The organism is Pseudomonas sp. G5001 (assembly GCF_013385475.1).
In the GTDB taxonomy this organism is placed as follows: domain Bacteria; phylum Pseudomonadota; class Gammaproteobacteria; order Pseudomonadales; family Pseudomonadaceae; genus Aquipseudomonas.
Genome location: NZ_JACAPZ010000017.1, coordinates 148,232 through 163,308, shown reverse-complemented (window position 1 = coordinate 163,308; position 15,077 = coordinate 148,232). Strand labels below are relative to the sequence as shown.

Annotated in this window: 19 protein-coding genes; 18 read left to right on the top strand and 1 reads right to left on the bottom strand. The window is 60.3% G+C overall.

Features of this window, described 5'->3' with window-relative positions:
* Positions 1 to 9 precede the first annotated feature (9 nt).
* Positions 10 to 462 carry a hypothetical protein gene (locus HX805_RS15770; RefSeq protein ID WP_177117045.1) on the bottom strand — a complete coding sequence of 151 codons (453 nt, stop codon included), beginning with the start codon at positions 460 to 462 and terminating at the stop codon, positions 10 to 12.
* 76 nt (positions 463 to 538) lie between these two features.
* On the opposite strand from HX805_RS15770, the gene HX805_RS15765 reads away from it, so the two are divergent.
* The 18 genes from HX805_RS15765 (at position 539) to HX805_RS15680 (ending at position 15,076) form a co-directional block, all read left to right on the top strand.
* Positions 539 to 1,162, top strand: coding sequence for a putative metallopeptidase (locus HX805_RS15765; protein WP_177117044.1), 624 nt, complete (start codon positions 539 to 541; stop codon positions 1,160 to 1,162).
* Positions 1,163 to 1,194: 32 nt separating this feature from the next.
* A complete protein-coding gene (locus HX805_RS15760) occupies positions 1,195 to 1,710 on the top strand; it encodes a DUF2280 domain-containing protein (protein ID WP_256346308.1) in 516 nt (171 codons plus the stop codon).
* On the top strand, positions 1,707 to 3,044 hold the full coding sequence (locus HX805_RS15755) for a hypothetical protein (protein ID WP_177117043.1): 1,338 nt from the start codon (positions 1,707 to 1,709) through the stop codon (positions 3,042 to 3,044). Before HX805_RS15760 ends, HX805_RS15755 begins: the two co-directional genes overlap by 4 nt.
* Complete coding sequence (locus HX805_RS15750) at positions 3,044 to 4,504, top strand: DUF4055 domain-containing protein (RefSeq protein WP_177117042.1); 1,461 nt, start codon at positions 3,044 to 3,046, stop codon at positions 4,502 to 4,504. The genes HX805_RS15755 and HX805_RS15750 overlap by 1 nt, the downstream gene beginning before the upstream one ends.
* Complete coding sequence (locus HX805_RS15745) at positions 4,422 to 5,534, top strand: minor capsid protein (protein ID WP_177117041.1); 1,113 nt, start codon at positions 4,422 to 4,424, stop codon at positions 5,532 to 5,534. The genes HX805_RS15750 and HX805_RS15745 overlap by 83 nt, the downstream gene beginning before the upstream one ends.
* Before the next feature lie 8 nt (positions 5,535 to 5,542).
* The gene (locus HX805_RS15740) at positions 5,543 to 6,034 is read left to right on the top strand and encodes a DnaT-like ssDNA-binding protein (protein ID WP_177117040.1); all 492 of its coding nucleotides are present in this window, start codon (positions 5,543 to 5,545) and stop codon (positions 6,032 to 6,034) included.
* Between the two features lie 3 nt (positions 6,035 to 6,037).
* Positions 6,038 to 6,634: a hypothetical protein gene (locus HX805_RS15735; protein WP_177117039.1), complete on the top strand. Its 597-nt coding sequence runs from the start codon at positions 6,038 to 6,040 to the stop codon at positions 6,632 to 6,634.
* Between the two features lie 89 nt (positions 6,635 to 6,723).
* A complete protein-coding gene (locus tag HX805_RS15730) occupies positions 6,724 to 7,461 on the top strand; it encodes a hypothetical protein (protein WP_177117038.1) in 738 nt (245 codons plus the stop codon).
* Positions 7,462 to 7,464: 3 nt separating this feature from the next.
* Positions 7,465 to 8,442 carry a major capsid protein gene (locus HX805_RS15725; protein ID WP_003218352.1) on the top strand — a complete coding sequence of 326 codons (978 nt, stop codon included), beginning with the start codon at positions 7,465 to 7,467 and terminating at the stop codon, positions 8,440 to 8,442.
* Between the two features lie 56 nt (positions 8,443 to 8,498).
* The gene (locus HX805_RS15720) at positions 8,499 to 8,804 is read left to right on the top strand and encodes a HeH/LEM domain-containing protein (protein WP_177117037.1); all 306 of its coding nucleotides are present in this window, start codon (positions 8,499 to 8,501) and stop codon (positions 8,802 to 8,804) included.
* Between the two features lie 10 nt (positions 8,805 to 8,814).
* Positions 8,815 to 9,192, top strand: a complete 378-nt coding sequence (locus HX805_RS15715; RefSeq protein ID WP_177117036.1) for a hypothetical protein — start codon at positions 8,815 to 8,817, stop codon at positions 9,190 to 9,192.
* 2 nt (positions 9,193 to 9,194) lie between these two features.
* On the top strand, positions 9,195 to 9,587 hold the full coding sequence (locus tag HX805_RS15710; protein WP_177117035.1) for a hypothetical protein: 393 nt from the start codon (positions 9,195 to 9,197) through the stop codon (positions 9,585 to 9,587).
* A 1-nt stretch (position 9,588) separates the two neighbouring features.
* Complete coding sequence (locus HX805_RS15705) at positions 9,589 to 10,173, top strand: hypothetical protein (RefSeq protein WP_177117034.1); 585 nt, start codon at positions 9,589 to 9,591, stop codon at positions 10,171 to 10,173.
* The gene (locus tag HX805_RS15700; protein ID WP_177117033.1) at positions 10,170 to 10,586 is read left to right on the top strand and encodes a phage tail terminator-like protein; all 417 of its coding nucleotides are present in this window, start codon (positions 10,170 to 10,172) and stop codon (positions 10,584 to 10,586) included. Before HX805_RS15705 ends, HX805_RS15700 begins: the two co-directional genes overlap by 4 nt.
* Before the next feature lie 72 nt (positions 10,587 to 10,658).
* Positions 10,659 to 11,315: a phage tail protein gene (locus HX805_RS15695; protein WP_177117032.1), complete on the top strand. Its 657-nt coding sequence runs from the start codon at positions 10,659 to 10,661 to the stop codon at positions 11,313 to 11,315.
* 3 nt (positions 11,316 to 11,318) lie between these two features.
* Positions 11,319 to 11,699, top strand: a complete 381-nt coding sequence (locus HX805_RS15690) for a phage tail assembly chaperone (protein WP_058419808.1) — start codon at positions 11,319 to 11,321, stop codon at positions 11,697 to 11,699.
* Between the two features lie 47 nt (positions 11,700 to 11,746).
* Positions 11,747 to 12,019 carry a DUF1799 domain-containing protein gene (locus HX805_RS15685; RefSeq protein ID WP_177117031.1) on the top strand — a complete coding sequence of 91 codons (273 nt, stop codon included), beginning with the start codon at positions 11,747 to 11,749 and terminating at the stop codon, positions 12,017 to 12,019.
* 27 nt (positions 12,020 to 12,046) lie between these two features.
* Entirely contained in the window at positions 12,047 to 15,076 is a 3,030-nt protein-coding gene (locus HX805_RS15680) for a phage tail tape measure protein (protein WP_177117030.1), read from the top strand.
* Position 15,077: the final 1 nt, after the last annotated feature.

The window sequence follows — 15,077 nt, the reverse complement described above, 5'->3', positions numbered from 1 at the left end:
AAAAGACGATCAATGAAATTGGCTCGTTAGCGCGCTTAGGGCGATACCTAGTGCTTGGCTCGACAATTCTCCCAGTACCGATTTCGTACCTGCTTTAGCGGCATCGGCGATCTTGGATCCGAGAGTATCTCCTCCTAGGTTTGAAGGCGTTGACTTCAGCGCTTCAAGTGCTTTGGCTGATAAGACACATTGGTACGTGTGAGGGTTACCCGGTGTTGATCCTTTATGAATGATGTAGCCAGAAACGGTAAGCCATTCGATAGATGAAAAGAAAAATTCGATGGACCTCTGCTTCAGTTCCCCGGACTCGGAAAAGTGCAGCCCTTCGATTTCCTCTTCGGGAAGGAGCAGATAACGAAACTCTTCATGAGTTAGTGGGACGTGTACGGGAAAAGCTGCATAAAGTTTCGCGAAAATCGCGCCGGTGAGCCGATCAAATTTCTGGATATTGTTATCTGACATGCTTTATTTCTCGGCTGTTGGTTTGTCGGGTCAGCAATACCGACAACGCGCCACGATTTCAAGCTCAAGGTGAACTATGGAAAGGCCATACCCTCCATCGTCACTTCTTGAACTGTCCGAGCTTTCCGACTTCGGTATCTGCCTGAGTCCCGCCCCTGAAGTGTGGGAATGGCTCCAGGCCGAGATCCTTGCCGACGCCGGCAGCATTCACAACGAAGACCATGCCCATCTTCTGGATGCAGACATCCGGGTCATGTGGGCGTCGTCGAGCTTCGCCAAGCAGGGTAGGACAGTACTGGGCCAGGCTGAGCAGGTAGCGTTCCGTGCTGGCGGTTGGCAGAAGGCCCGAATGGAGCAACAGATGCGTGATTGGTTCGGCGATGTGCCGGCTTTCATCATCACGCTGGCTGCCGACTACTGCGCCCAGTGCAGCGACCTTGAGTTCTGCGCGCTCCTGGAACACGAGCTGTATCACCTGGCTCACGCGACCGACAAGTACGGTCAACCAGCATTCACCCAAGACGGTGCACCAAAGATCAAGCTGCAGGGCCACGACGTAGAAGAGTTCGTCGGTGTCGTCCGCCGCTATGGTGCGAGCCCTGACGTTCAAGCGTTGGTGGATGCAGCAAACAGTCCTGCTGAGGTGGGGAAATTGAACATATCGAGGGCCTGCGGAACCTGTCTGCTCAAGTCGGCCTGATTCCATGACAGGTATTGACGGATGACAACCATATGGCAGTACTACGAAGCGAGGTCAAAGCCTTCATCGTTCAGGCTCTGGCCTGCTTCGATACGCCATCCCAGGTGGTAGCAGCGGTCAAGACAGAATTCGGGATTGAGATCACCCGCCAGCAATGTGAAACGCACGACCCGACAAAGTTTGCCGGGCAGAAGCTCGGCAAGACCTGGGTGGACCTGTTCCACGCTGCTCGCAAGCGATTCCGTGAAGAGACAACCGATATCCCCATCGCCAATCGTGCGTACCGACTTCGCGGCCTTGGGCGGCTGGCCGAGAAGGCCGAGAACATGCGCAACCTGGCGCTGACTGCCCAGCTTTACGAGCAAGCAGCCAAAGAGACGGGTGACGTCTATGTCAATCGCCGCGTTGAGCCGGACAAGTCGCTGGATGAAGAAATCAAACTGCTTGAGATCGAGAAGCGTAAGGCCGAGCTCAAGCTGATAGAGAAGGGCGGCGGCAACTCCAACGCCCAACTGCTGGCCGATCTAATCGCGAGGCTGCCGTCATGATCGCGAACACCGGCAACCTGATGCTTGATCGCCAGCTGTCCCGCTGGTACCCACTGAAGGATCACCCAGTGCAACTCGCCCTGGTGGCGGCGGTGTCGGAAGGAATTCGCTTTCCACTGGTGCCCGCAGGCCGTCGTAGCGGAAAGACTGAGCGGTTCAAGCGTTTCGTGGTGAAGCAGGCGTCGGCTTACACCGGCATGTATTTCGCGGCAGCGCCAACGCATGCCCAGGCGAAGAAAATCTTCTGGGATGACCTCAAGGCTTTCACGCTCTGCTGCATGCACAGTCGCCGGCCGTCCGAGTCCGACCTGATCATCTACCTGGACAACGGTAGCGAGATTCACGTCATCGGCCTGGACAAGCCGCAGCGGATTGAGGGTATCCCCTGGACCGGCGGTGGCATCGACGAATTCGCCGACATCAAGCCGGACGCCTGGGAGGCCAACATTCTCCCGGCGCTGAACACCGTCAACCCAACCATGCCGGATTACCGGGCCTGGTGCTGGTTGCTCGGGGTGCCGGACGGCCTGAACCACTATTACGACCTCTGCATGCAGGCTGAGTCGGGCAATGACCCGAACTTTCGCGTGTTCCACTGGAAGTCGGCCGAGATTCTGCCGGCTGACGTAATGGACGCAATGAAGCGGGCCATGTCGGCCAAGCAGTTCAAGCAGGAATTCGAAGCGTCGTTCGAAACAGCGTCTGGCCGGATCTACGAGGACTACAGCAAGGCGAACACCACGAATGCAGCCATTGAGCCTCATGAGCAGCTGATGTGGATGCACGACCAGAACTTCACGCCGCTCTCGTCCGCGATCGGTGTCCGGCGCAATGACGGCAAAGACCTTTATCTGCTGGATGAGATCGTGCTGATCAGCGCGGTATCGAAGCAGTCAGCCGCTGAGTTCGTGGACAAGTTCAAGGATCACAAGAACAAGCACGTTCTGATTTATGGCGACCCGGCGGGTAAGGCTGGTGAGAAACACGGCCACGCCTCTGACTACACCGACATCGAGGGCGTGCTGAAGGCCAATGGTTGGACGTACACGCGCAAGGTCAAGCCCACTCATCCGTCCATCAAGGATCGGCATAATGCAGTCCGGGCGAAGATCCTGACCGCTTCGGGCGAGACCAGCCTGTTCATCAACCCGGTCACCGCTCCCTGGTGCCACAAGGGCCTGAGTACGGTCCAGCTTCAAATGGGCTCGACCTTCCAGGAAGACCAGAAAAACGACTACCAGCACATCACCACGGCGATTGGCTATTGCATCGACGTTGAGTGGCCGTGCATCAAACGCACAGGCGGAACACGCCGAATTGGAGGCTTGGCCTGATGCCAGTGCAATCGACAAACCCCGACTACGACGCGCATATCGCTGAGTGGGAGATGATGGACGACGCGCTCGAGGGTGAGTGCGCCGTAAAGCGCAACGAGCGCAACCTGCCCAAGCCGAGCGGTATGGTTGAGGCTGAAAAGCTGGATGGCGCGGGTAACAAGTACCTGTACGAGAACTACACGAACCGGGCTCAGTACGAGCACTGGGTGCGCGACTCGCTGCGTTCGATGATGGGCCTGGTCTCGCGGCTTATCCCGGAGATTGAGCTACCCGCCGGGCTGAAGGGGCTGGAGGACAACGCCACAGCCGACGGCTTCGGCCTGAAGCAGTTGTTCTTCCGCCTAGTACGCCAGGCTATTTCCCACGGCCGGGTGCCGCTGGTGGTGAACATCGATGATAGTGGCGAGCCTTACTTCTCGACCTATGCAACGCGCAACGCGATCAATTGGGACACCGCTGATCAAGGCGGCCGGCAGGACCTGGTGCTTTCTGTGTTCCGCGAGTTCCGCAAAAAGGGCGGCGATCGCTACAGCCATGACAGCATCACGGTTTTCCGTGAGTTCTTCATGCTCAACGAGGTCTGCTACACCGCCGTGCGGAATGAAGGCGGTGAGCTGATCGAGGACGAAAAGCCGCTGGGCACAACAGGAACTGACAACCGCCTGGTTAAAGGCCTGTCGTACTTGCCGGTGATCTACTGCGGCTCGACCGACAACTCGCCAGACGTCGACGAGGTGCCGCTGCTCACCATGGCTCGCGCCGCATTGAAGTCCTACCAGATCAGCGCTGACTACTTCAGTTCTCTGCATCAGACCAGTCATCCGCAGCCGTGGGTGTCGGGTTTGGATGAGGCGGTGGAGTTGAGCGTAACCGGTCCATCCGCTGCCTGGGATCTTGGGCCGAACGGAAAGGCTGAATACCTTGAATTCAAGGGCACCGGCATTGAAGCCAACCGCAAAGCCATGGATGACCAGAAGAACGCGGCGCTTGAGGCCGGTGCCAAGGTCATGGATGTAGCCGGCACAGAGTCGGGTGAGGCGCGCAAGACGCGTCAGAACGACCAGCACGCGACACTGCACAGCATCGTTATCACGGTGGCCGAGGCGGTGGAGCAGGGCCTGCGATACGCCGCCGAGTGGAAGGGCTATGACCCCAAAAAGGTCAAGTTCAAGGTGAACCCTGAGTTCGTGACCCCGGTGGTCGACGCCCAGGTGCTCGCCGAACTTCTCAAGGGCGTGATGGCCGGCACACTCAGCGCCGACACCTACTGGCAGTACCTCACCACCGGCAAGCTGCCGGACCGCCCATACGAAGAAGAGGCCGACCTGATCAGCGATGAGCGCGAGTCGGCCGGCATCAACCTGGACAACGACGATGCCAACGACAAGCCTGGCGCAGGCGGACAGCCAACTGCTGGAGCAGACGACCCGCCACTCGGTAATGCTGGAGCGGCTTAAGGCCGGTGAGGTCAAGAAGTTCGAGAAGTACCTGCGCCAGATCGACAAGCTGGTGCGGGAGCAACTCACCCGCAAGGAGCTGACCACCTACAGCCGGGACCGCCTTGAGCAGTTCCTGGCCCGGGTGGACGGCAAACTGTTGGAGATATACAAGGCCTACGGCGACCTGGTGCAGGCCGATCTAGTCGACATCGCGCTGTATGAGTCGAGTTTTGAGGCTAAAAGCCTGAGCAATGCACTCTCCATCGACGCGGTGGTGCCGACCAACACGGTGATCCGTGCGGCGGTGTTCTCCTATCCGCTGCAGGTAAAGGGCATCGACGGCGGCAAGCTGCTGAAGAGCTTCGTCAGCGGCTGGACGCGGACCGAGACGATGCGCGTCACGAACACTATCCGGCTCGGCTTCGGCCAGGGCCAGACCAATGCCCAGATCATCCAGGCGATTCGCGGTACCGCGGCGCAGAACTTCACGGACGGCGTCCTGGCGGTGAGTAACCGCAATGCTGCCTCTGTGGTGCAGACGGCAATCCAGCACGTAGCCACCACGGCACGAATGGAGACGCTGAAGGCCAACAGTGACGTGGTGCTGGGCTATCGCTGGGTGTCGACGCTCGACCGCAAGACCTCGCAGCAATGCAAGGCCCTGGATGGGATGCGTTTCGACCTGGGCAAAGGTCCGCTGCCGCCGGCGCACATCAACTGCCGGTCAACTACGGTGCCGACCACCAGGCTTTCGGAGATGTTCGCCAAGGACGCCACGCGCGCCTCGGTGGGCGATAACGGCGGGGCCCAGGTCGACGCCGGCCTGAACTATTACGAGTGGCTGGCAACGCAGCCTGCGAGCTTCCAGGATCATGCCCTCGGGCCGGTCCGGGGTAAGTTGTTCCGTGATGGTGGCCTGACGCCGGAGAAGTTCGCCAAGTTGCAGCTCGACAAATCGTTCAAGCCGCTGACGCTGGCGCAGTTGAAGGAAGCAGAGCCTGACATGTTCACCCGAGCAGGCGTTACACTCGGCGTTCAACCAGATTGAGATGGCGCATGCAGATCATCGTTGAGGACGGGAAGGGCAGGCCAGACGCAAATAGCTTCGTGCCCCTGGAGAAGCTGACCTTCTACCGCGACTACTACGGGTTCCGTATACCTGAAGCTGAGGCTGAACAGGTCGAACTGCTGCTGCGCGCTGCGGCCGACATCAACGGTCGCCAGTGGAAAGGGCGCAAGGCCAAGCCTGAACAGGCAATGGCCTGGCCTCGGCGTGACTGCAAGATCGAATACCAAACGCTTTCCGAGACATTCGTCCCCTTTGAGCTGGAATGGGGTCAGGTACGGCTGGCGGTCGAGCTATACGCTGTCGAGCAGGGCTTCCAGATCGAGGAGCCGACGCATTGCACTGAGCCGAATGGCCGGCGCACGCGGCTCAACCGAGATACGCCTGGCCTGCGAATGCGGCCGCCGCCATACGCACCGAGCAGGACGCAATTCGCTGATTACCTGATAATGCGGGGATTGCATTTAGTCGCTAAGGAGTAGCTGATGTTCAAACTGCTGCGATGGGCATTTCTGCTCGTAGTATTCACCACCGTTATTGGCTTCGTTTTTTTGCTTGGGCTATCTTTTGGCCTTAGCAACAACCACGACAAGTTCATTACAGAGGCCGTGCCCGTCCTATCAATGCTTGGCGGATGGGTTGCCGGCATTGGTGCGCTGGCAGCAGTCCTCACTACCCTTTGGCTGGCTGATAAGCAGCGTAGAGAGGACGTTGAGAACCTACGTGTTTCTGTTCGCTCGGCCATCGCGGATACTGGGGAGGGAGGTTGGTTTATTGCACTCGGGATCACGTCTGATGGCAAGCGCCCAGTCAAAGTGACAAGTCTCTCCGTGCAGTCGCCGCATGCGAGAAATTACCTTCACGTCAGCCAGTTCTGGTGGGGTAGTGATCCATTGCCAGCGTCGATGACATACGGCGACAGCATTTCCTTGCATTTAGCGCCTGGTTTTGACCGGCAGATTAGCAGTTACGTGCACCAACACTGCCGCGGTAAAACTGCGGGCTTGCAGTTTGTTGTAAGCACGACACTCCATGAATTCAAAGCTTCCATAGACAAGAATCTGCTCACCTTGAGCGACTGAACCTAAAACCTGATTCATACCAACCTCGGCCATGCCGGGGTTTTTTTATGCCTGCAAAGCGGGCCGACCAAACCCAAGGGGTGCACCAAGTGGCAGACGAAACCCAGATTGATCTTGAAGACCCGGCAGTTCAGACCGCCATTGCTGCAGCTGTAGAGGCGGCGACCCTGGGCCTCAAGAACAAAAATACCGAGCTGCTTGGCTCGCTCCGGACCACCAAAACCGAGCTGGACGGCTTCAAGTCCCAGTTTGAAGGCCTGGACATCTCCGCCGTGAAGGGGCTGCTGACCAAGGTTGGCCAGGATGAGGAAACCAAGCTGATTGCCGAGGGCAAGCTGGACGAGGTCATCACCCGCCGTACCGAGCGCCTGCGCACCGACTACGACACCAAGCTGGCCGCCGAGAAGGCTCGCGCCGACAAGGCCGAGCAATTCGCCGCTAAGTACAGCGACAAGGTGTTGGCCGATTCCATCCGCGCTGCTGCCATCAAGGCCGGCGCGCTCCCTGAGGCTGCCGAGGACATCATCCTGCGCGCCCGGGGCACTTTCAAACTCAGTGAAGACGGCGAGGCGATTGCCACCGATCGTGACGGCGAGGTCGTTTACGGGAAGGACGGGAAAACCCCGCTGTCGCCGCTCGAATGGGCGGAATCTCTGCGTGAAACAGCAACACACCTGTGGCCAAGGGCTCAGGGTGCCGGGCAGACCGGCGACAACGGTGGCAAGGCCACGAAAAAGTGGGGTGAGTACACGGAAACCGAACGCGCTGCGATCGCCCGTGACAACCCTGAGCTCTTCAAGAAAATCCAGGCCACCAAAGGAACCTAATCCATGGCAACTACCCAACTGACCGACATCTTCGTCGGCGACTACTACGCCTCCCTGGCACCGGTTAACAGCCCGGAAAAGACCGCTGTGTACGAGTCGGGCATTGTGACCCGCTCGCCTGTGCTGGATGCGATCGCTTCCGGCAGCCAGGGCACCGCCGAGATCAGCTACTGGCAGGATCTCAACGCTGATGAAGCTCCGAACATCAGCAACGATGACCCGAACGACCAGGGTGAAGTCGGCAAAGTCACCCAGGACAGCATGCGTGCCCGGGTTCTGTACCTCAACAAAGGCTACGGCGTCACCGACCTGACCGCTGAGCTGGCGAACACTGAACCTCAGCAGCAGATCCGCAACCGCTTCGGCACCTACTGGACCCGTCAGTGGCAGCGTTACACCCTGGGCGCGGCCCGCGGCATCATCGCCTCGAACATCGCGAACAACGGCGGTGACATGGTCATCGACGCGGGCGCGACCATCAGTGCCAACGCCTTCCAGGATGCTGCGTTCACCGCCGGCGATGCCGCTGACCAGTTCGGTGCGATCGGCGTGCACTCCGTGGTGATGAACCAGATGGTCAAGCAGGACCTCATCGAGTACCTGCGCGACTCCGACGGCAAGATCATCCTGGCCACCTACCTCGGCAAGCCAGTCTTCATGGACGACGCGCTGGTATATGGCGCGGGCAAGTACCTGTCCGTGTTCTTCGGCCAGGGCGCTTTCGGCTACGGCGAAGGAACTCCCAAGGTGCCGGTAGAGCTGGAGCGTAAGCCAGGCGGCGGCAATGGCGGCGGCGCCGAAGTGTTGTGGGAGCGGAAGACCTACATCCTCCAGCCGGCTGGCTTCAGTTGGAAGGGTTCCGAGGCTCAGAACCTCAGCCCGACCGCCACTCAATACGCCGCTGCTGCGAACTGGCAGCGCGTGTTTAGCCGCAAGCAGGTTCCGTTCGCCGCGGTCATCAGCGGTACCACCACGCCGTAATCCGGCCCACACAACCTGGCGCTTTTATGGGCGCTGGGATGCTTTTGAGGTGACTTATGAAAGTGATCTACACGGACAAGCCGGGCAAAGAGCGCGGCGTGTGCTACCGCCTACTGAGCGAATTCTTCGGTGTCATCGGTACCGCCACTGAGGTGGTCGTCGATGGCGATGCGCCGGATATTTTCGATGCTTACCAGGCCGCCGGCATCAAGGTTTCCGACGGCAAGGAGCAGGAAACCCCTGAAACCGACCCTCTCAAAATGAAGGTCCCCGAGCTGAAAGAGTGGCTGACCGCGAAGGGCATTACCTTCGACGCGACCGCCAAGAAAGAAGACCTGCAGGCCTTGGTGCCAGCGGAATAAGGACAAGCACATGACCGACTTCATCACCGTTGCCGATGTTGATGCCTCGCTGGGTCCTGACTGGGCTGGCACCGGTGATCCGGTCCTTGCTGTGACCATGGCCAATGCCTGGCTCACGGCCAAGATTAAGCGGGCTGTTTCCGATCCGGTCCCGGCCGAGATCAAAACAGCCGGCGCCCAGGTTGCCAAAGAGGCGGCGGCGGGCAAGTTGTACACGGCCACGCAGAAGGAAGTGCAAAACAAGACGGTCTCGGCTCAGTCCGGCACATCGGTGAGCAAGACCTACGTGGCGGGCTCTACCGATCAGTCGGCGGGCGTGAACTTCGCCCTGGCCTTGCTGGAGCCGTGGATCAAGCGCTCCGGCGTTATGATGCTGAAAAGGATCTGATCATGGGCATGCGCGAAGAAATTCAGGCCGATCTGGCCGAGGCGTTTGACGATCCCGATGGCCTGGCCGATGCGGTCAAGCTAGTGACAGGCGTGCGCAAGGTCGCTGGCGAGTATGACCCCGATCTGGGCGGAGAAACGCCGGAGACCACGGTGGCGTACACGGGGCGCGGTGTTCTGGGCAGCTACTTGTCCAAAGAAATAGACGGCTCCCTCATCCAGACCAGCGACAAGAAGCTGCTGGTGCTGCAAAACGAGCTGTTCGTATCGGAGGCCGGCGTTCCGACGGCGGTACCGGCAGCGCCGGCCATTGGCGATATCGTCAACGGGTTGCGGGTGATGAACGTGTCTGCGGACCCTGCTGACGCGACGTGGACGGCGCAACTGAGGAAATGATATGGCGACCCAATCCGGCAGCTTCGCCCTGAGCCTGGCCGAGTTCGCCGCTCAGACGGGTGAAGCCATCGATGCCAGCGTGCGTGAAATCATCATCGAGGTTGGCAGCAGCCTGATCCGCATGTCTCCCGTGGGTAACCCGGAGATCTGGGCGCAGAACGCAGTGGCCACCCAGTACAACAAGGCCGTCGACGATCACAATAGCGCGCTGCGTAGTGACCCGGCCAACCTCACGAAGGGTGGCAGGCTCAAGAAAGGCCGCAAGCTCAACGACGGCATGGACATCACGGCGCCTGAAGGCTACGTCGGCGGCCGGTTCCGTGCGAACTGGCACATATCGCTCGGCGTGGTCGAGAACGTAACCTTTGACGAGGTAGACCCGAGCGGCTCCGAAACCACTGCCGCGCTGGTGGCCGCGATGAGCGATTTCACCGCCGGCCAGATGGCCTACATCATCAATAACTTGACCTATGCCATCCCGCTGGAGTTCGGCCATTCAACCCAGGCCCCCGGCGGCATGGTCCGGGTAACTGTGGCTCGCTTCCAGCAGATCGTGCTGGAGGCCATCAGGAACAACCAGGTATGAGTCACGCAATCATCGCCTCGATCTACGAGGCCAAGCTCATCGCCTGGAACGCTGCCAGGCCGGAAAAGCTGAAGATCGTTTTCGAGAACACGGCCTACACGCCGGCAGCAGGCGAGACCTACCTTCGGGCCTTCACTATCCCGGGCGACACCGCGAGCAACACGCTCGGCGGTGATCACCGGCTGTTCACCGGCGTGTTCCAGGCCAGCATCATCGCGCCGGCGGGCACGGGTAAGATCAAGACGAACCCTATAGCGGCTGAGCTGACCGATCTGTTTCCGCTATATGCCAGGGACACGAAGGGCTCCGTCACCGTGGTGACGATGTCGCCGGTCGACCAGGGCCCCGGCATCACCGGTGACTCCACGTACACCGTCCCGGTCTCGTTCTTGTACCGAGCCGACACGAACTGATCCCGCCCACTGGGCAAACCCACGAACCCGCCATTGAGCGGGTTTTTTCATATCTGCAAAGAGGAAATACCCATGGGCTACAAAATTCCGGACGGCGGCACCTTCCAGCACGGTGCCACCTATGGCCCGGACATCCCGTTTTCGGCACTGAGCAACGCGGCTGAGGCCGTGGCCACTGTGACTGGCGGCACACTGTCGGCTGGCGACATCGTGATTGTCACATCCGGCTGGACTCGCCTGGGCAATCGGGTTGTGCGTGTGAAAGCCGCCACTGCCACCGCCATCACCCTCGAAGGCATCGATACCACCGACGTGCAGGTCTACCCGGCCGGCTCCGGCATCGGTTCGCTGAAGAAGGTGCTGACCTGGGTACAGATTCCGCAAATCACTGACGTGGCTTTCGCCGGCGGCACCCAGAACTATCTGGACGTGGTGTTCCTGGAAGACAAGCAGGGCCGCCAGATGCCAACCGACAAAGCGGCGGCCAGCTTGGCGCTGACCATTGCGGATGACCCGGGCCAGGCATTCAACGCCATCCTGCGTGCAGCGGATGCCAGCCAGGCCATTCAGGCTGCGCGCCTAAACCTACCGGGCAACGACACGCTGTTCTACGGCGCCTTCACCTCCTTCTCCAATCAGCCGACCGTGTCCCGCAGCAACTTGCTGACCCGCACCGTCAACCTGGCGCTGCAGGGCGAACCGACCCGTTACCTGACTGCGGTGGCGTAACCCATGGCAAAGATCAGAATTGCCCAAAACCCGACGTTCAAGGCCTTCGTGTCGATCCCTATCGTTGGGGGGGAACCCGAGAAGATCGAGTTCACCTTTAAGTATCGGGATCGCCCGGGGCTTGCCGCTCTGTTTGATGAGTGGAACCTGAAGCGCGATGAAGCTCGGACCTCCCTGGGTGAAAGCCCAACGCTTTCCGAAATCGTTGCCGCTGACACTGAGCAGCAGTCGCAGCAGATCAAGGACTTGGTGGTCGGCTGGGGCTTCGATGACAAGTTCGACGACAAGAGCATTCGAGCGCTGGTGACGTCCTGCCAGGGCGCCGCTGAGGCGGTCGTGAATGCCTACCAGAGCGCATTCAATCAGGCCCGCTTGGGAAACTGACGGACGCTGCCCGCGCACTCTACGCGCCGGCGGCACCGGCTGAACTGATGGGCCTGTTCGGGCTTTCCCCGGGCGACCTCGAAGAGGTAACCGAGGTATGGCCCTGCAACTGGCCGGCGTTCTACCTTTTCAACAGGATGTCGACTCAGTGGCGGGCCGGCGCCGGTGGCGCGATCGGTCTCGACTACACCTGCATCCGCGACGTGGCCGGGTTCCTCGGCATCAAGAAAAAGAAACTCGCTGAAATCTTCCCTGACCTTCAGGTGCTGGAAGGCGAAGCCCTGCGCGTCATGGCGGAGGAAAGGGAAAACAGCCCGTAACCACGGGCACTTATTCAAGGTGAGTCGATGAACATTGCAGAACTCGGCGTCAAGATCGACTCGGCCGATGCAATCCAGGCGAAAACGAGTCTGGATGAAATGGCGAAGGCCGGCGGCCGGGCCGAGCAGTCCGCCGTTTCGCTGATGAACGAAATGCAGGCGCTGGAGAAATCGCTTTCCACCAGCGCCAAGACCACGCAGGACCTGGCAAAGCAGCGAGACGCCCTGGCGAAGCTGACCAAGACCGGCGCCTATGGCGACGCCGAGGCAGCGAAGATCTCGGCGCAGCTCGATAAGCAGCAAATCGCCCTGGCTAAGTCTGCGATGGATGAGCAGAAAGCGCTGAACAGCCTGCTGGGGGCGATTGATCCGGCCCGCGGCGCGTTGGCCAAGCTGGACACACAGGTCGAGCAACTGGGCAAACACCTGGACGCCGGCCGCATCAGCCAGGATCAATACAACGCTGCCCTGAGCAAGATCGATAAGGACTACGCTAAGCTCGAAAAGACCACCACCGGTTTCGACAAGCTGCGCCTCGGTACCCGCCAGGCCCAGGAAAACGTCGTGCAGCTGGGTAATGCTCTTTCCTCGGGTGACTGGGGCAGCGGCGTGCGTGCTGTTGCTCAGTTGGGCGCCGGGGCTGGCGCAGGCGCTGCCGGGTTGCTCGCCATCCTGGGGCCACTGGCTCTAGCCACCGCAGCCGTGGGCGGCTTGGCAGTTGCCTACTACAAGGGCAGCGAAGAGCAGGACAAATACAACAAGTCGCTGATCCTCACCGGCAACTACGCGGGAGTGAGCGCTGGCCAACTGGGGGATATGGCGCGCCAGGTGAGCGCAACGGTCGGTACCACCGGCCAAGCCGCCGCCGTGCTGGCGCTGCTGGCTGACAACGGCAAGATCGCCGGGGACAGCTTCACCGGCATCACCCAGGCTGCCGTGTCGATGCAGGAAGCCACCGGCAAGGCCGTGAGCGAGACTGTCGCCGAGTTCTCCAAGCTGGCAGACGACCCGGTAAAGGCCTCTGCTGCGCTGAACGAGCAGTACCACTACCTGACGGCCTCGGTTTACTCGCAGATTGCCGCGCTGGAAGCGCAGGGCGATCATGCGGGCGCCGTGAAGCTGGCGACCGAATCCTATGCCGATGCAATCAACGAGCGCACGCCGAAGATTCTGGAAAACCTGAGCTTCTGGGAGCGAGGCTACAACGCCGTTGCGCGTGCTGCTGACAACCTCAAAAACATCGGCCGACCGGACATTGGTGCAGACATTGAGCAGGCTCGCCGCGACCTGACCGATGCGCAGAAAGGCAATATCGGCCTGTTCCAAAACCAGAAGGAAATGATCGAGTTCCGGCAGAACCGCCTGAACATGCTTGAGTACGAAAAGGCTGCCCGGGCCGATATCGCCAAGTGGGAAGGCGAGCAGGCGAAGGCGCAGGGCGATGCCGTTTCGTCGATGGCCAAGATCGATGCCCTGACCAAGTCGTCGTGGACGAACGAGCAAAAGCGCACTGAGGCGATCAAGGAATATAGGCGGCAACTCGACGATATCCGCAAGGTTGACCCGAAGGACTCGCGGCTCGATCAGTCGGCGATCGACAAGAATATTTCCAATATCAACGATAAGTTCAAGGACCCGAAAACAGCCGGCACTCAGGTTGACCTGACGGGCTTCAATGATGCCAAGAACAACCTTGCAGCGATCGTTGATGAGTACAAAAACACCCAGAAGCGACTGGACGCCGCGGATAAGGCAGGGCTCATTTCTCAGGCCGATTACGCGCTGAAGCGTGAAGCCCTGATCGGCAACCAGCGCGACGAGGTGACCGCAGCCTATGAGGCCGAGATTGCCGCGCTGGAGGCTGTCAAAGGCAAGAAGGCGACAACGGCCGCGCAAAGCATCCAGCTGGACCAGAAGATCGCTGACGCGCGCGCAGGGATGGTCAAGGCGCAGAAGGAGGCCGACAGCCAACTTGAGGTGTTGGCCACCAACGAGACCGGGCGTCTGGCCAAGCAGGAGCGGTCAATCACCACCTACGTACAGGCCCTGGCTCAGCAGCAACGAGCCTTGGAGCTTGCCGGCCAACGTGCAGTACTCGGCGTTGGCCAGGGGGACCGCCAGAACGCACTCAACGGCGAACTGAACAGCCAGCAAGACCGGTTTGCTCAGCAGTCGCTGGAGTTGGCCAACCAGAAGTCTGACCCGTCGCGCAACATGTCGGAGGAGGAGTTCAAGCGAAAATCGCAGGCGCTCGCAGACGCGAACAAGGCGGCCACCGACCAAATCCGGCAGAACTACGCGGATGTGGAGGCCGCCCAGGGCGATTGGACGAAGGGCGCGACATCGGCCTGGGACAACTATCTGGATTCGGCGAAGAACATTGCCAGCCAGACCAAAAGCCTGTTCGGCAATGCCTTCAGCAGCATGGAGGACGCGGCCGTCAACTTCGCCATGACCGGCAAGGCATCGTTTTCGGACTTCGCCAAGTCGGTCCTTGCGGACATGGCGCGGATTGCCACCCGGCAAGCGAGCTCGGCATTGCTGAGCAGCTTGGTGGGCGCAACGGCCAGCTATTTCGGTGGCGGCGGTGGTTCTGGCGGGGCAAGTCAGGCCGGCTACACCGGCACCGACCTATCCAACTTCACCCCCGGCAGCATTCAGGCCAAGGGTGGCGCCTGGTCGGGCGGTGTGCAGATGTTCGCCGACGGCGGCGCCTTCACCAACTCAATCGTCAGCAAGCCCACGGCGTTCGGCATGGCCAACGGCAAAACCGGGGTCATGGGCGAGGCGGGCGACGAGGCAATCATGCCGCTCACCCGCACAGTCAACGGCAAGCTGGGTGTTTCTGCGGTCGGAGGCGGCGGTGGCGGGGTAAACCTCAGCCTCAGCATGCCGATCATCCTGACTGACCAGGAGGCCGGCCGCCCGGATGGCGCCGAGTTCGACGCCGAAATGTTCCAGCGCAACATGGAATCGCGCACCCGGCAAATTGCAACAGAAGAGATCGCCAAGTCTTGGCGCCAGGGCGGCCAGAGTTTCCGCCAAGTGAAAGGATGAT

Bases quoted from the DNA above. Each gene is read 5' to 3' on its own strand.
- HX805_RS15770 (WP_177117045.1), bottom strand. From the start codon at position 462: ATGTCAGATAACAATATCCAGAAATTTGATCGGCTCACCGGCGCGATT.
- HX805_RS15720 (WP_177117037.1), top strand. From the start codon at position 8,499: ATGAAAGTGATCTACACGGACAAGCCGGGCAAAGAGCGCGGCGTGTGC.
- HX805_RS15710 (WP_177117035.1), top strand. From the start codon at position 9,195: ATGGGCATGCGCGAAGAAATTCAGGCCGATCTGGCCGAGGCGTTTGAC.
- HX805_RS15715 (WP_177117036.1), top strand. From the start codon at position 8,815: ATGACCGACTTCATCACCGTTGCCGATGTTGATGCCTCGCTGGGTCCT.
- HX805_RS15700 (WP_177117033.1), top strand. From the start codon at position 10,170: ATGAGTCACGCAATCATCGCCTCGATCTACGAGGCCAAGCTCATCGCC.
- HX805_RS15760 (WP_256346308.1), top strand. From the start codon at position 1,195: ATGGCAGTACTACGAAGCGAGGTCAAAGCCTTCATCGTTCAGGCTCTG.
- HX805_RS15735 (WP_177117039.1), top strand. From the start codon at position 6,038: ATGTTCAAACTGCTGCGATGGGCATTTCTGCTCGTAGTATTCACCACC.
- HX805_RS15695 (WP_177117032.1), top strand. From the start codon at position 10,659: ATGGGCTACAAAATTCCGGACGGCGGCACCTTCCAGCACGGTGCCACC.
- HX805_RS15740 (WP_177117040.1), top strand. From the start codon at position 5,543: ATGCAGATCATCGTTGAGGACGGGAAGGGCAGGCCAGACGCAAATAGC.
- HX805_RS15680 (WP_177117030.1), top strand. From the start codon at position 12,047: ATGAACATTGCAGAACTCGGCGTCAAGATCGACTCGGCCGATGCAATC.
- HX805_RS15725 (WP_003218352.1), top strand. From the start codon at position 7,465: ATGGCAACTACCCAACTGACCGACATCTTCGTCGGCGACTACTACGCC.
- HX805_RS15765 (WP_177117044.1), top strand. From the start codon at position 539: ATGGAAAGGCCATACCCTCCATCGTCACTTCTTGAACTGTCCGAGCTT.
- HX805_RS15685 (WP_177117031.1), top strand. From the start codon at position 11,747: ATGGGCCTGTTCGGGCTTTCCCCGGGCGACCTCGAAGAGGTAACCGAG.
- HX805_RS15745 (WP_177117041.1), top strand. From the start codon at position 4,422: ATGCCAACGACAAGCCTGGCGCAGGCGGACAGCCAACTGCTGGAGCAG.
- HX805_RS15750 (WP_177117042.1), top strand. From the start codon at position 3,044: ATGCCAGTGCAATCGACAAACCCCGACTACGACGCGCATATCGCTGAG.
- HX805_RS15690 (WP_058419808.1), top strand. From the start codon at position 11,319: ATGGCAAAGATCAGAATTGCCCAAAACCCGACGTTCAAGGCCTTCGTG.
- HX805_RS15705 (WP_177117034.1), top strand. From the start codon at position 9,589: ATGGCGACCCAATCCGGCAGCTTCGCCCTGAGCCTGGCCGAGTTCGCC.
- HX805_RS15755 (WP_177117043.1), top strand. From the start codon at position 1,707: ATGATCGCGAACACCGGCAACCTGATGCTTGATCGCCAGCTGTCCCGC.